The 15015-nt window shown below is 67.0% G+C and carries 11 protein-coding genes; 9 read left to right on the top strand and 2 right to left on the bottom strand.

What is annotated here, in order from left to right; genetic code table 11:
• Nucleotides 1-2 precede the first annotated feature (2 nt).
• Both NI1_RS33265 and dnaE read right to left on the bottom strand, forming a co-directional pair.
• Nucleotides 3-1169 carry a glycoside hydrolase family protein gene (locus NI1_RS33265; RefSeq protein WP_084524176.1) on the bottom strand — a complete coding sequence of 389 codons (1167 nt, stop codon included), beginning with the start codon at nt 1167-1169 and terminating at the stop codon, nt 3-5.
• Between the two features lie 47 nt (nt 1170-1216).
• The gene (dnaE, locus tag NI1_RS33260; RefSeq protein WP_084524145.1) at nt 1217-4771 is read right to left on the bottom strand and encodes a DNA polymerase III subunit alpha; all 3555 of its coding nucleotides are present in this window, start codon (nt 4769-4771) and stop codon (nt 1217-1219) included.
• A 149-nt stretch (nt 4772-4920) separates the two neighbouring features.
• On the opposite strand from dnaE, the gene NI1_RS33255 reads away from it, so the two are divergent.
• From NI1_RS33255 to NI1_RS33215, 9 genes are all read left to right on the top strand, one after another.
• Nucleotides 4921-6024, top strand: coding sequence for a sensor histidine kinase (locus NI1_RS33255; RefSeq protein ID WP_369690159.1), 1104 nt, complete (start codon nt 4921-4923; stop codon nt 6022-6024).
• 221 nt (nt 6025-6245) lie between these two features.
• Nucleotides 6246-7742 carry an HNH endonuclease signature motif containing protein gene (locus NI1_RS33250; protein WP_067829342.1) on the top strand — a complete coding sequence of 499 codons (1497 nt, stop codon included), beginning with the start codon at nt 6246-6248 and terminating at the stop codon, nt 7740-7742.
• Between the two features lie 143 nt (nt 7743-7885).
• Entirely contained in the window at nt 7886-8671 is a 786-nt protein-coding gene (locus NI1_RS33245) for a LytR/AlgR family response regulator transcription factor (RefSeq protein WP_067829340.1), read from the top strand.
• Between the two features lie 34 nt (nt 8672-8705).
• Nucleotides 8706-10217 (top strand): alpha/beta fold hydrolase, encoded by a 1512-nt coding sequence (locus tag NI1_RS33240; RefSeq protein ID WP_067829337.1) that lies wholly within the window; start codon nt 8706-8708, stop codon nt 10215-10217.
• Nucleotides 10218-10271: 54 nt separating this feature from the next.
• On the top strand, nt 10272-10601 hold the full coding sequence (locus NI1_RS33235; protein ID WP_067829793.1) for a hypothetical protein: 330 nt from the start codon (nt 10272-10274) through the stop codon (nt 10599-10601).
• A 1-nt stretch (nt 10602) separates the two neighbouring features.
• Complete coding sequence (locus NI1_RS33230) at nt 10603-12132, top strand: sodium/solute symporter (RefSeq protein ID WP_067829335.1); 1530 nt, start codon at nt 10603-10605, stop codon at nt 12130-12132.
• Between the two features lie 138 nt (nt 12133-12270).
• Nucleotides 12271-12624, top strand: coding sequence for a DUF485 domain-containing protein (locus NI1_RS33225; protein ID WP_067829332.1), 354 nt, complete (start codon nt 12271-12273; stop codon nt 12622-12624).
• The gene (locus NI1_RS33220; protein WP_067829330.1) at nt 12621-14249 is read left to right on the top strand and encodes a monocarboxylic acid transporter; all 1629 of its coding nucleotides are present in this window, start codon (nt 12621-12623) and stop codon (nt 14247-14249) included. Before NI1_RS33225 ends, NI1_RS33220 begins: the two co-directional genes overlap by 4 nt.
• A gap of 46 nt (nt 14250-14295) precedes the next feature.
• On the top strand, nt 14296-15015 hold a 720-nt coding region (locus tag NI1_RS33215), incomplete at its 3' end, for an AMP-binding protein (protein ID WP_157535473.1).

Below are 15015 nucleotides of genomic sequence, written 5' to 3'. Positions count from 1 at the left end.
GGTCAGCCGACGGTGGTCTGCTCGGCGACCAAGGCCCAGAGCGGATCGTCCGGGCCGACATCGTAGGTGCATCGGTCCTGGCGCGGGTCCGGGACGAACGCCCAGATGAGCGCGCCCGCCGACCCGGCCGCGCGTTGGCCGGCGATACGACGGCCCAGGCGTTCCCGCCGGTCCGGTAGGGGCTGGCAGGAACCGGCGAACTCGCCGATCTCGGCCACCAGCAACGGTTTACCGAGCTGCCGCGCCTGTTCCAGCCGCCGGGCCAAGCCGTTGTTCGGGCCGCCCGGCAGTGGGGTGTCGGCGTCGCTGTAGTCGTGGTATTCGACGACATCCACATTCGCGGAGGCGCTCACATAGCCGAAATCGTTTCCGGCGATACCGCATTGGCTGCCGCCGACATAACCGGCGAAGATCAGCCGCTGCGGGTCCAGTTCGCGCACCGTCTGCCCGGCTTCGTCCATGAACGCGCGCAGCACCTGCGCGGCATCGGAGGGGCATTCGCGCAGTCGCAGATCGCATTGCGTGCCCGAGCAATTGCTGGGCTCCGGTTCGCCGACCAGCTCCCAGCCGGCCAGCACCGGCGAGCCGCGCCAGCGGGATACCGCCGTCCGCAACCAGTCCCGATAGCTCAGCACCGACCGGCCGGGAACGGGGATGAGCTTCTTCCAGCCGTCCACGTACCAGTCCCGTTGCTTGAAGATCTCGTCACCGCAGTCGCCGGTCTGCGCGCCGAGCACCGGCAGGACGAGCCGGCCGTACTTCTCGGCGACCGTGATCACCTCGTCCACCGCCGTGAAGTCCAGGGCACCGGTGTTCTTGTTCACCGCCAGCGCCTGGAACATGGGGACCCGGGTGAGGGACTGCTCGGGCACGGTTCGGAAGAACCAGTCCAGGTCGACTTCCGCGCCGCAGCCGAAATTGACGGTGTAGTCGGTGGCCAGCTGTGGGGCGTTGAATCCCGAAGGCCACCACGGCTGCCCGCGCAATCGCAGACCCGCCGGGGAGGCGGTGACCGCCGCGGCGGCCGACGGCGGGCCACTCGCCGGAGCGGCCTGCGGCACGGAGTTGGTGACCACCGAATGCGGGCCGTCGGCGCAGGCCGTCGTCACGCCGAGCAGCCCGGCGGTCATCAGCACGGCGAGACTGCGTACACGCGGTAGGGCCGCCATGATCAGCACCCTACCGCCGTGACCAGCGGATTCCGTGGAGGCCGGGATCAGCTGGCGAGGCACCCCGGGCCGAGCAACGCCTTCAGATCGCCCATCAGCGCCGAGGAGGGCGACACCCGCAGGTTGTCGGCGACCTTCAGGACCGTGGTGCGGTCGCGGGAGCCGACGTGGCGGATGTGGACGTCGGCGGTGCCGGGATGACTGGTGAGGACCCGCTTGAGGGCGTCGATCTTGTCGGGGGTGCACAGGCGGGTCGGGATGATGACCGACAGCGGCTTCTCGACGCCGATGTGCGAAAGGTCCGGCACCACCAGGTCGTTGGCGATCAGCGAGATGCGGTCGTCCCGGGCGTTGACGCGCGCCTTGACCAGGACGATGGCGTCCTCGGTGACGTCCATGCCGTACACCGAGTAGGACTGCGGGAAGAACAGCACCTCGATGCCACCGGTGAGGTCTTCCAATTGCGCCGAGGCCCAGGGCAGGCCGTTCTTGTTGACGCGGCGGGTGACATTGGCGAAGATGCCGCCGACGGTGACCTGGGAGCCGTCCTTGATATCGCCCTCGAGAATGGTGGGGATCTGGGTGTCGGATTGCGCGGCGAGAACGTGCTCGACACCGTTGAGCGGGTGGCCGGAGACGTAGAGGCCCAGCATTTCCCGCTCCAGGGCGAGCTTGTGCTTGGTCTCCCACTCCTCGTCGGGGACCTTCACATTGAAGACGCTGGCCACCGAATCGTCACCGTCGTCCAGGCCGCCGAAGAGGTCGAACTGGCCGATGGCCTCGGCCTTCTTGGTGGACATGACCGCGTCGATGGCATCGGAATGCACCAGCAGCAGGCCCTTGCGCGGATGCCCGAGCGAGTCGAAAGCGCCTGCCTTGATGAGGGATTCGGTGACCTTCTTGGTGCAGGCCACGGCATCGATCTTGTTCAGGTAGTCGGAGAAGTCGGTGAACTTCGACTTCTCCTTGCGCGCCTGGATGATCGAGGCGACCACGTTCGCGCCCACGTTGCGCACCGCGCCCATGCCGAAGCGGATGTCGTGGCCGACGGAGGCGAATTCGAGTTCGGACTCGTTCACATCCGGCGGCAGCACCTGGATGCCCAGACGGCGGCAGTCGGCGAGATAGACGGCGGCCTTGTCCTTGTCGTCACCGACGGAGGTGAGCAGACCGGCCATGTATTCGGCGGGGTAATTGGCCTTGAGGTAGGCGGTCCAGAAGGACACCAGGCCGTAGCCGGCGGCATGCGATTTGTTGAACGCGTAACCGGCGAACGGGAGAATGGTGTCCCACAGCGCCTTGATCGCCGGCTTGGTGAAGCCGTTGCTGATCATGCCCGCCTCGAAGCCCTCGAATTCGGCTTCCAGCACGGAGGCTTTCTTCTTACCCATGGCGCGGCGCAGAATGTCTGCTCGGCCGAGCGAATACCCGGCGACCTTCTGCGCGATCTGCATGATCTGTTCCTGGTACACGATCAGGCCGAAGGTGTCGCGCAGGATGTCCTTCAGGGGCTCTTCGAGCTCCGGATGGATGGGTTTGACCTCTTGCCGGTTGTTCTTGCGGTCGGCGTAGTCGTTGTGGGCGTTCATGCCCATGGGGCCGGGGCGGTACAGCGCGAGCACGGCCACGATGTCCTCGAAGCCGGTGGGCTGCATACGGCGCAGCAGGTCGCGCATGGCGCCACCATCGAGCTGGAAGACGCCGAGAGTGTCACCGCGGGCGAGCAATTCGTAGGTGGCGGGATCTTCCAGCGGCAGCGTGTCGAGGTCGAGGTCGATACCGCGGTTGTTCTTGATGTTCACCAGCGCGTCGCCGATGACGGTCAGGTTGCGCAGACCCAGGAAGTCCATCTTCAGCAGGCCGATGGCCTCACACGACGGATAGTCCCAGCCGGTGATGATGGCGCCGTCCTGGGCGCGCTTCCACACCGGGATCGCGTCGGTGAGCGGCTCGCTCGACATGATGACCGCGCAGGCGTGCACGCCGGCATTACGGATCAGGCCCTCGAGACCGCGCGCGGTCTCGTAGATCTTGTTGACATCCGGATTGGTATTGATGAGCTCGCGGACTTCCGCGGCTTCCTTGTACCGCTCGTGCTCGGGATCCATGATGCCCGACAGCGGAATGTCCTTCGCCATGATCGGCGGCGGCAGCGCCTTCGAAATCTGGTCGGCGATGGCGAAACCGGGCTGGCCGAATTGGACGCGGGCCGAATCCTTCAGCGCCGCTTTGGTTTTAATCGTACCGAAGGTGATCACCTGGGCGACGCGGTCGCTGCCCCATTTATCGGTGGCGTAGCGGACCATTTCACCGCGGCGGCGATCGTCGAAGTCGATATCGATATCGGGCATGGACACGCGCTCGGGATTCAGGAATCGCTCGAACAGCAGGCCGTGCGGAATCGGGTCGATATTGGTGATGCCCATGGCGTAGGCGACCAGCGAACCGGCGGCCGAACCACGGCCCGGACCGACATTGATGCCGACCGAACGCGCATAGGTGATGAGGTCACCGACGACGAGGAAGTAGGCCGGGAAACCCATCTCGTTGATGACGCCGAGTTCGTACTTGGCGCGCGAGACGTACTCGTGCGGCACTTCCTTGCCCGCGAAGCGGCGGTCCAGGCCGACCATGACCTCGTGCTCGAGCCAGGTGGCCTGGGTGTAGCCCTCGGGCACGGGGAAGATCGGCATGCGGTCGCGGTGCGCCCAGACATCGTCGTAGGACTGCACGCGTTCACCGATGAGCACCGTATTGTCGCAGGCCCCAGGCACTTCCGCGTCCCAGATGGCGCGCATCTCCTCGGCCGACTTCAGGTAGTAGCCGGAGCCGTCGAACTTGAAGCGGGTCGGGTCGGAGAGCGTCTTGCCGGTCTGGATGCAGAGCAGCGCCTCGTGGTTGGCCGAGTCGCTCTCGTGCACGTAGTGGCAGTCGTTGGTGGCCAGCGGCGGGATGCCGAGCTTCTTGCCGACCTCGAGCAGGCCCTCGCGCACCCGGCGCTCGATGGACAGGCCGTGGTCCATGATCTCGAGGAAGAAATTGTCTTTGCCGAAGATTTCCTGCCACTTGGCGGCGGCTTCGAGCGCCTCGCGCTCATGGCCCAGGCGCAGGCGGGTCTGGACCTCACCCGAGGGGCAACCGGTGGTGGCGATGATGCCCGCGGCGTGCTCGGCGATGATCTCGGCGTCCATGCGCGCCCACTTGCCCAGCTGGCCTTCGATGGAGGCGAGGCTGGAGAGCTTGAACAGGTTGCGCAGGCCCTGCGCGTTCTCGGCGACCATGGTCATGTGGGTGTAGGAACCCGAACCGGACACGTCGTCGCTCTTCTGCGACGGGTCGCCCCACAGCACGCGCTTGGTGTTGAACCGGGACTCGGGGGCGATGTACGCCTCGATGCCGATGATGGGCTTGATGTCCATCTTCTTGGCCGAGTTGTAGAACTCGGAGGCACCGTACATATTGCCGTGGTCGGACATGCCGACGGCGGTCATACCCAGCCGGTTCGCCTCTTTGAACAGAGGCGTGATCTTCGCCGCGCCGTCGAGCATCGAGTACTCGGTGTGGTTATGGAGATGAACGAATGATCCCGACGAGGCTGACACGCAGACATACTAAGCGTCCCCACCGACGGGTTCCGAAGGCACGCTGAGGCGACCGGCAAGTTCGGCGTGGCGTCCTCGCGTGTCGCCTCGGACGTCCAGTTGGGTCGTGGCGAATGTCACTGCGGGAACGGCACAGTGATAATCGGGCGATGAAGTGGTTGCGGTGGCGCCGGACGGTAACTACTCCGGCCGAGCGGGCGGTGCACATGGCGCTGCACACCGCGTCGCTGGCGGCCAAGCCATTGCGGCGGGGGCTGGACGCGGACTCCGCGCGGGAGGCCGCGCCGTCACTGCGGGCATTGACGGGAGCCGAGGCCCTGGGCGTGTCCGATTCATCCGGAACGTTGCTGGCGTGGGACGGTCCGCACACCGAGCTCGAACCGGTCTTCGCCGATGCGGCGCGGCGGGCGGTCGAGACCGGGCGGCCGGTGCTGGTCTCGGGGGCGGGGACCGGTGGGCGCAGCGTGCTGGCTCAGCCGCTGGTCACCGAATACAACGGGATGGTCGGTGCGCTGGGTGCGGTCACCTCCGATCAGCCGGATCCGGGAATGGTGGGGGCGGTGGCCGAGGTGGCTCGATACGCCTGCGGGCAAATCGAACTCGCGGAGCTGGATGCGTCGCGAGCTCGTTTGGATCGGGCGGAGGTCCGGGCGTTGCGGGCGCAGATCTCGCCGCACTTCATCTACAACGCGCTCAATACGATCGCCTCGTTCGTGCGTACGGATCCGGTGCGGGCACGTGAGTTGATTCTGGATTTCGCTGATTTCACGCGGTATTCGTTTCGGTCGGCGGGTGAATTCACGGTGCTGGCCGACGAGCTGAAGAACATCGATCGCTATTTGATTCTGGAGCGGGCCCGGTTCGGTGATGCGCTTCAGGTCCGGCTTCAAGTCGCGCCCGAGGTTCTGAATGTCGTGCTTCCATTTCTGGCGTTGCAGCCGTTGGTCGAAAACGCTGTGCGGCACGGGCTTGCGGGTAAAGCGGGGGGCGGGACCATCGTCATAACCGCTGTCGACGAAGGTACCGATTGTGTAATCAGCGTCGAGGATGACGGGGTAGGTATGAATCCGGAGTTGTTACGTTCAGGCGGACTCGATGCGGCAGAGGGGGCGCATGTCGGGCTCGGCAATGTCGATGATCGGTTGCGTGCCGCTTTCGGTGATGATTACGGACTTGTGGTGGAGACCGCGCCCGGGGCCGGAACCAAAGTGAGTATGCGGGTTCCCAAGTTCCGGGCGGGAATTCAGGTTTGATCCGGTGTTGCGGGAAAGATAAAAGATGGAGGTGTGGTTGCGTCGCCTGCCCTGCCGGGCCTGGGCTGACGCCGGGCTGGGAGCCGTTGGCCTGCGGTTTTCGACGGGCGGACTGCACGCAGTGCGTTTTCGAGATTCACTATCGACGAGACCGGTGGGAATTGTTGCGCACCAGGACAATTCGCGTTCTTTTGTGCTTGGTTGAGCGGTAGAATTGATGTATGGAATCGCGGGGGGAGAACATCAACGAGACGGTCGCCCTGTTGACCGTGGCGGTGGAAAGTTTGGTGGGGGCGGATTTCGTGCCGTGTACCGATGAGCAGGTTGTGGAATTGTTGCGGGGGCTGGAAACCGTAACGCGGAAGCTGGCTTTCGTGGGGCATAAATTGATCGTTCAGGCCGGGGAACGGTCCTTGTGTGAGAAGGCCGGGCTGCGGACGGTGGGGCAGTTTCTCGAGCAGACTCTGCATTTGTCGCGGGCCGAGGCGTATGCGCGAGTCCGAGCGGCCACGCAGGTCGGGCAGCTGTGCGGGCCGACCGGGGAGATTGCGGCACCGGTTTTGCCGTGTACGGCCGAAGCTCAAGAAGCGGGTGAGATTTCATCTGATCACGTGCGGCGGATCGCGGCGGTCATGAAGCGAATCCCCGATCACGTCGATGCGGTGCAGCGAGACGAGGCCGAATGGCAGCTGGCCGACTATGCCCGGCAAGGCTTTCCCGAAGGGGTGTCGGTGCTCGGCGCGCGCATCCTCGGGCACTTGGACCCCGACGGGCAGCTGACCGACGACATCGACCGTGCGCGGCGGCGGGAGTTCGTGGTGGGCGGGCAATGTGCTGACGGAATGACCCCGATCGCTGGAGAAATCACTCCGGAACTGCGTGCGCTGCTGGATCCCGTGCTGGCCAAATTCGCGCGCCCGGGCGTGTGCAATCCCGACGACCCCCAAAGCCCCACGCCCACAGCGCTGTCCGCACTGGAAGCTTCGGGCGAGGCCGGGCGCGCGGTGCTCGACGCCGCCGCACGCCGCGACACCCGCACCGTCGGGCAACGCAATCACGATGCGCTGGTGGCGTTGTTGAGCCCCGGCGTCACTCCGGACGGGCTCGGCCGTCATCGCGGTCTGCCCGTCGCCACCATCGTCACCATGTCGATCGATCAATTGGAGAAGGCGGCAGGCGGTGTCGCGACCACAGCCACCGGAGGCATGGTCCCGATCGAGGACGCCCTGCGCCTGGCCCAACGTTCCAAGCCCTACCTGGCAGTCTTCGACGCGGCGGGAATGCCGTTGCACCTGGCCCGCTCCGAGCGCCTGGCCACCCCGGCACAACGATTGGCCTTGATCGCGTCCGAGCGCGGCTGCACCCGCCCGGGCTGCGACGCTCCCGCGAGCCTGTCGGCCGTGCATCACGTCACCGAATGGGCCAAGGGTGGCGACACCTCCATCAACAACCTGACTTTGGCCTGCGACGCCTGCCACGCCCTCGTCCACGACGGACCCGGCGGCTGGAGAACGGTGAAACTCGGTAAGGATTCGGAATTTCCCGGCCGCACCGCGTGGATCGCCCCAGAACACCTCGACCCCACCGGAACCCCACGCGTCAACCACATCCACCGCCCCGAAGACCTCCTCAGGGAAACCCGTGCACGCGCGAGAAACCGGGCCCGCCAACAGCGAACCTGCTCCCCGAGGAGTGCGCGTTTGCTCGAAAATCGGTAAAAGGCGATGCGTTCGGTCCGGCCGTCGAGAATCGGCGGGCCGACGGCACCCGACCCGGCGTCAGCCCGAGCCCGGCGGGGCAGGCGACGCAACCTCACCTCCATCTTTTATCTCTTGATCTCTGCCCCTACGATGGACCGGCTGTGACTCCGACCACCGAGAACACGCCGGACGCGCTGCGAGTGCTGGCAGTCGATGACGAGAAGCCGGCTCTGGATGAGCTGGTGTTCTTGTTGCGCGCACAGCCGGAAATCGGGGCTATTCACGAAGCGCCCGATGCGACGTCGGCGCTGCGGGTGTTGCGCGCACAGCAAGTTGATGCCGTCTTCCTGGACATCAATATGCCGGGGCTGGACGGTCTGGAGCTGGCCGGGGTCCTGAGCGAGTTCGCGCATCCACCGGCAATCGTGTTCGTGACCGCACACGACGACAAAGCGATCGCCGCCTTCGACCTCGGAGCCGCCGACTACCTGCTGAAACCCCTGCGGGAAGCACGGCTGGCGGAATCGGTGCGCCGGATCACGGCGGCGCGGACGATCCCCACGCCCGGCCCGGGCCAATCCGACCCGCACGAGGTGATTCCGGTGGAGCTCGGCGGCCTCACCACCCTGGTCGACCGAGCCAGCGTGAACTGGGTCGAAGCGGACGGCGACTACGCTCGCCTGCACACCCGCACCGGTTCCCATCTGGTGCGAATCCCCTTGTCCGAGCTGGAGAACCGCTGGCGCGAAGCCGGATTCGTGCGCGTGCACCGGTCATATCTGGTTGCGCTGCGGGAGGTAACCGGACTGCGGACCGCCGGCACGAGCACGGTGGTGCGCTTGCGGGCCGAGGGCGACGCACCCGAGGTCGAATTGCCGGTCGCCCGCCGCCAGGTGCGCGAGCTCAAGCAAAAGCTCGTACCACCGCGCGGTAAGGGCCTACGGTGAACGCCGACCACTCCCCGACCCGCAAGGAGATTCGATGCCCGCCGGATGGATTCGACGGATCGCACTGAGTGTGACGCTGCTGGCGGCAGCCGCACCGGTAGCGAGCGCGACCGGCGAGGACGTTCCCGCGGGATTGGAGCGGTACTACAGCCAGCACCTGGATTGGCAAGCATGCAATGACCAGACCTTGGATGAGGCGGGCGCACAATGCGCGAATATCACTGTGCCGCTGGACTACTCGAAACCTGACGGCCGCACGCTGAGCATCGCGGTCTCGCGGATCACCGCCACCGATCCGGCGCGGCGGCGCGGCGTCCTGCTGTCGAACCCGGGCGGGCCCGGCGGCAGCGGACTGCGGTACATGGTCGCCACGCAGAAGAATCTCTCCGATTCGGTACGGGCGCAATACGATCTGATCGGCATGGACCCGCGCGGTATCGGGCGCTCGGACAAGGTGAGTTGTGCGTTCCCGGTGCCGAGCATTCTCTACTCGGCCGGATTCGATGCCCTCGGCTATGCCCGTGACACCACACTCGCGGCCGCGCTGGCCACGGCGTGCACGACGCCCGACGCCGAGAAGATCCGGAACATCACCACTCGCAATACCGCTCGCGATATGGATGTCCTGCGCAGCGCTTTCGGTGAGCAGACCGTCAATTACTTCGGCGCGTCGTACGGCACCTATCTGGGCTCGGTCTACATGCAGATGTTCCCCGGCCGCACCGACCGCTTCGTGCTCGACAGCGCGGTCGATCCGGACAAGGTGTGGGTGGACCACTACCGGGACATGGGCGCCATCAACGAGTACGCGCTCGACGACTGGGCCGCGTGGGCGGCACGCCACGACGACGAATACCACTTCGGCGCGACCGCGCCCGCGGTCCGGGCCTTCATCGCGGACATGATCCGCCGGGCCGCCGCGCATCCCGTGGCCAGCATCAGCTCGGTCTATCTGGTGGACGAGCACACGGTGCCGTTGATGATCTTCGCGCTGCTGGCCAATCCGCAGTGGAACGCCCGCCTGGCCACCGTGGTCCGGATGATCTCCGACGGCGTGGACGGGCTCCCCCTCGACCTCGACGATCTGAAAGCCAAAGTCACCGCGGCGGTTCCGCTGGAAGCCGCCAGCCTGGCCGCCGTGCTCTGCGGCGACAACCGGGCTCCGCGCGACCCCGCCTGGTATCAGGCCAATATCGAGCGGACGCGGGCCGAACAGCCGGTGTTCGGGGCGTTCGCCAACAACATCACCGCCTGCGCCTACTGGCCCGATCCGGTCGAGCCGGCCACCCGGGTGCGCAATGACGCACCGGCGCTGATCCTGGTGTCCGAGCACGACACCCGGACCGCCTATCGGGAAGGGCTTGCGCTGCACGCGGATCTGACCGGGTCGCGCCTGGTCACCCTGGCGGGCGCGCGCATTCACGGCGCTTTCCGGGTCGGTCTCAGCCCGTGCGTCACCGATGCCGTCAACGGCTACCTCGCCACCGGCGCACTGCCCGACACCGACCTGACCTGCGCGCCGGACTCCAGCTATTTCCCGCAGTGACATGCCTAGTATGAGCCGGTGAATGCCGAGCAGCGGCGACCCGTGCGGGAGCGTGTGGTGCTGGCCGAGCGTCGTGGGGCGCGGCCGGTGCGCACCCGGGTGGAGGTGGCCGAGCAGACCGAGGTCGGGGCGGCGCTGATCGGCGGGCTGATTCGGGCGCAATTCGGGTTGGCGGCCCGCCTGGGCCTGGTGACGGTGGTGCTGCTGGGTGCGCTGCCGTTGCTGTTCCTCGGGCCGGTGGGGCGGATGGAGGTAATCGGCGTCCGGCTGCCGTGGCTGCTGCTGGGTGTGGTCGCCTATCCGCTGCTGTACGGGGTGGGCCGGGTGTATGTGCGATGGTCGGAGCGGAACGAGCAGGACTTCAGTGAATTGACCGGAGACTGAGATGGATTCCGGGGCATCGGGATTCACCCTCGCCGCGCTGCTGCTGGCCGCGGTGGCGACGGTCGGGATCGGGGCGTACGGAGTTCGGCTGGCGCGCACCACCTCCGACTTCCTGGTGGCTTCGCGCACGGTCGGCGCACGCTGGAACGCGGCCGCGATCTCGGGTGAATATCTTTCCGCGGCTTCGTTTCTCGGCGTCGCCGGGCTGATCGCGAAGTACGGCGCGGATGCGCTCTGGTATCCGGTGGGGTTCACCGCCGGATATCTCGGGCTGCTGTTGTTCGTGGCCGCGCCGCTGCGCCGGTCGGGGGCGTACACGGTGCCGGACTTCGCCGAATTCCGGCTCGGCTCGGTGCGTTTGCGGCGGCTGGCGGCGCTGGTCGTGGTGCTGGTGTGCGGGGTGTATCTGATTCCGCAGTTCCAAGGCGCGGGGTTGACGCTGAGAATCCTGCTGGGCGTGCCGAATTGGGTGGGTGCGCTCGCGGTGGGGGCCATCGTGATCGGGACCGTGGTGGGTGGCGGCATGCGGTCGATCACATTCGTGCAGGCGTTCCAGTACTGGTTGAAGCTGACCGCCATCGCCATTCCGGCGCTGGTGCTGGCGGCGCACTTCCTCGGCGGGGAGCGCGCGCCGGAGCCGCTGCCCGCCGAATGGCTCTCTCCCGGTAACGGATTGGGTGGCGCGCATCCGCTGTTCCAGGTGTATTCGCTGATCGTGGCGACGTTCCTGGGGACCATGGGGCTGCCGCATGTGCTGGTGCGGTTCTACACCAATCCCGATGGCCGGGCGGCGCGCACGACGGCGGCGACGGTGATCGGGCTCGTCGGCCTGTTCTACCTGTTCCCCACGCTGCTGGGCGTTTTCGCGCGACTGTATGTGCCGTCGGAACAACTCGGCGACGCCTCGGATGCGGCCGTGCTGCTGCTGCCGGGTTCGGTGCTGCACGGGCTGCCGGGCGAACTGCTGGGCGCGCTGGTCGCGGCCGGGGCGATCGCGGCGTTCCTGTCCACCTCCTCCGGCCTGCTGGTCAGCCTGGCGGGCGTGATCGGCACCGATATGCTGCCGGGCCGGATTCGCGATTTCCGGCTGGCGGCGCTGGTGTCGGGCGCTGTGCCGCTGGGACTTTCGCTCACCGTCGCCTCCCTGGACCTGTCGCGCACGGTCGGGCTGGCGTTCTCGGTGGCGGCATCGACCCTGTGCCCGCTGCTGGTGCTGGGGATCTGGTGGCGGGGGCTGACCGCCGCCGGTGCCGCGGCCGGATTAGTCGCGGGCGGACTCACTTCGGGTGCGGCGACGGTCGTCTCGGTGAGCGGCGGAGTGTCCGAACGGCTCGCCGGTGGCTGGCTGGACGCGGTGCTGAGTTATCCGGCGGCGGTCAGTGTGCCGCTCGCGTTCGCGGTGATGATCGCGGGCAGCCGGTTCACGCGCGGACAGACAGCGCACGAGGTGGGGCGGATCTTCGTGCGCCTGCACGCCCCGGAACGACTCGGCCTGGGCGCCGACCGCGAGCCGGGGCAGCGGGCGCGCTGACCGTTCGTCGCGCCGGATCGACCGTTCGGCGCAACAGCGGGGGCGTTCGGCGAGTGACCCATGCCACATCATGTTGCGGTCACGGTCGGCTGGTTACGGTTCCCGGCAAGTAAGCCACGTCACACGCTAGGACGTTCGATGAGTACGACAGAGGTCGGCGGCACCACCCCGCCGCACACGCCGACGGCGGCGGATTTCGCCGCCGTCCAGGCCAGCCCGCAATTCCAGGAATTGCGTAATCGGCTGCGCCGGTTCGTCTTTCCCATGACCGCCCTGTTCCTGACCTGGTACCTGGTGTACGTGCTGCTCGGCGCGTACGCGCACGACTTCATGGCCACCAAGGTCTTCGGGAACATCAATGCCGGGCTGCTGCTCGGGCTCGGGCAGTTCGTCTCCACGTTCCTGATCACCGGCCTCTATGTGCGGTTCGCCAACCGGGAACTGGATCCGCGCGCCGAGGCCATTCGCAACGAGATGGAGGGGCGGGCGTGAACACCTATGCCGCCGGCGCGACCGTGGGCAGCCCGGTCGCCAATATTCTGATCTTCGCGGCGTTCGTCGCCGTCACCATGGTGGTGGTGATCAAGGCCAGCCGCAACAATGCCACCGCCGCCGACTTCTTCACCGGCGGGCGCGGCTTCTCCGGTCCGCAGAACGGGATCGCCATCGCAGGCGATTACCTTTCGGCCGCAAGCTTTCTCGGTATCGCGGGCGCCATCGCCGTCTACGGCTACGACGGGTTCCTGTACTCCATCGGGTTCCTGGTGGCGTGGCTGGTAGCGCTGCTGCTGGTGGCCGAAATGCTCAGGAACACCGGCAAATTCACCATGGCCGACGTGCTCAGCTTCCGGTTGCAGCAGGGGCCGGTGCGGACCGCGGCCGCGCTCACCACCCTCGCGGTGTCGCTGTTCTATCTGCTGGCGCAGATGGCGGGCGCGGGCGGTCTGGTGGCGCTGCTGCTGGATATCAAGTCCCGCACCGGGCAGTCCGTGGTGATCGCGGTGGTCGGCGTGCTCATGATCGCGTACGTGCTGATCGGCGGCATGAAGGGCACCACCTGGGTGCAGATCATCAAGGCCGTGCTGCTCATCGCGGGCGCGGCGTTCATGACGGTGCTGGTGCTGGCCAAGTTCGGGTTCAACTTCTCCGAGATCCTGGGTTCCGCGCAGCAGCATGTGGCGGAATCGGCGAACAAGGCGGTGGCCAAGCGTGACGTGCTCGCGCCGGGTGCGCAGTACGGCGGCAGCGGGACCTCGAAGCTGAACTTCCTGTCGCTGGGCCTGGCGCTGGTGCTGGGCACCGCCGGGCTACCGCATGTGCTGATGCGCTTCTACACGGTGCCGACCGCCAAGGAAGCGCGGCGCTCGGTGGTGTGGGCGATCGGGCTGATCGGCGCCTTCTACCTGTTCACGCTGGTGCTCGGGTACGGCGCGGCGGCGATCGTGGGTCCGGACAAGATCCTGGCCGCGGCCGGCGGGCAGAATGCGGCGGCCCCGCTGCTGGCGTTCGAACTCGGCGGCGTGGTGCTGCTGGGCATCATCTCGGCGGTGGCGTTTGCGACCATTCTGGCCGTGGTGGCGGGGCTGACCATCACCGCGTCGGCCTCCTTCGCCCACGACATCTACGCCGGAGTCATCAAGCGCGGCAAGGTTTCCGACGCCGAGCAGGTGAAGGTTTCGCGGATCACGGCCGTGGTGGTGGGCCTGATGGCCATCGGGCTGGGCATTCTCGCCAACGGCCAGAACATCGCGTTCCTGGTGGCGCTCGCTTTCGCGGTGGCGGCCTCGGCGAACCTGCCGACCATCATCTACTCGCTGTTCTGGAAGCGGTTCAACACCACCGGCGCGCTGTGGAGCATGTACGGCGGCCTGATCTCCACCATCGTGCTGATCGTCTTCTCCCCCGCCGTCTCCGGATCCAAGACGGCCATGCTGCCCAGTATGGACTTCGACTGGTTCCCGCTCTCCAACCCGGGCATCGTCTCGATCCCGCTGGCCTTCGTGCTCGGCATCGCCGGCACCTTCGCCGGGCGCGACAAGGAAGACCCGGCGAAGGCTTCCGAGATGGAGGTCCGTTCCCTCACCGGCGTGGGCGCCGAGCAGGCCATCGCGCACTGATCGGTGACCCCGTGCCCCGCATGACTTTTCGACAGGAGATTACGCAGTGACCAGCATCGTCAACGATCGTCTCGCCGCCTACCCGCCGAGTGCCGGCTTCGCGGCGCAGGCGAATACCGGGGCCGCCCTGTACGACCGGGCGGTCACCGACCGGGACGCGTTCTGGGCGGAGCAGGCCGGGCGGCTGCACTGGCATCGCCCGTTCACCCGGGTGCTGGACTGGTCGGCCGCGCCGGTCGCGAAATGGTTCGCGGACGGGCAGCTGAATGTGGCCTACAACTGCGTGGATCGGCATGTCGAAGCGGGGCACGGGGATCAGGTCGCGATTCACTGGGAAGGCGAGCCCGGTGATACCCGGGACCTCACCTACGCCGAACTGCTGGCCGAAGTGTCCAGGGCCGCGAATGTTCTCACCGATCTCGGCCTGCGCGCCGGGGATCGGGTCGCCATCTATCTGCCGATGATTCCCGAGGCGATCGTGTCCATGCTGGCGTGCGCGCGGCTCGGGCTGGTGCACTCGGTGGTGTTCGCCGGATTCTCGGCGAGCGCACTACGGCAGCGGGTGGACGACGCACAAGCCCGGCTGGTCATCACCGCCGATGGCCAGTGGCGGCGGGGCACGGCGGCTCCGCTCAAGGCGGCGGTGGACGAAGCGCTTGCCGCGCACAGCGATTCGGACGCCGCCGCCACCGTCGAACACGTGCTGGTGGTGCGGCGCACGGGGATCGAGACCGAATGGACCGAGGGCCGTGACCTGTGGTGGGAT

The sequence above is a fragment of the Nocardia inohanensis NBRC 100128 genome, from assembly GCF_001612945.1.
Lineage (GTDB): Bacteria > Actinomycetota > Actinomycetes > Mycobacteriales > Mycobacteriaceae > Nocardia > Nocardia inohanensis.
Note: the sequence above shows the minus strand (reverse complement) of the source record. Positions and strands in the feature narration are given on the sequence as shown.

What these genes read in the sequence shown, in the direction of transcription:
- NI1_RS33250 (WP_067829342.1), top strand. Translation starts at nt 6,246, where the DNA reads ATGGAATCGCGGGGGGAGAACATCAACGAGACGGTCGCCCTGTTGACC.
- NI1_RS33225 (WP_067829332.1), top strand. Translation starts at nt 12,271, where the DNA reads ATGAGTACGACAGAGGTCGGCGGCACCACCCCGCCGCACACGCCGACG.
- NI1_RS33230 (WP_067829335.1), top strand. Translation starts at nt 10,603, where the DNA reads ATGGATTCCGGGGCATCGGGATTCACCCTCGCCGCGCTGCTGCTGGCC.
- NI1_RS33255 (WP_369690159.1), top strand. Translation starts at nt 4,921, where the DNA reads ATGAAGTGGTTGCGGTGGCGCCGGACGGTAACTACTCCGGCCGAGCGG.
- NI1_RS33240 (WP_067829337.1), top strand. Translation starts at nt 8,706, where the DNA reads ATGCCCGCCGGATGGATTCGACGGATCGCACTGAGTGTGACGCTGCTG.
- NI1_RS33265 (WP_084524176.1), bottom strand. Translation starts at nt 1,169, where the DNA reads ATGGCGGCCCTACCGCGTGTACGCAGTCTCGCCGTGCTGATGACCGCC.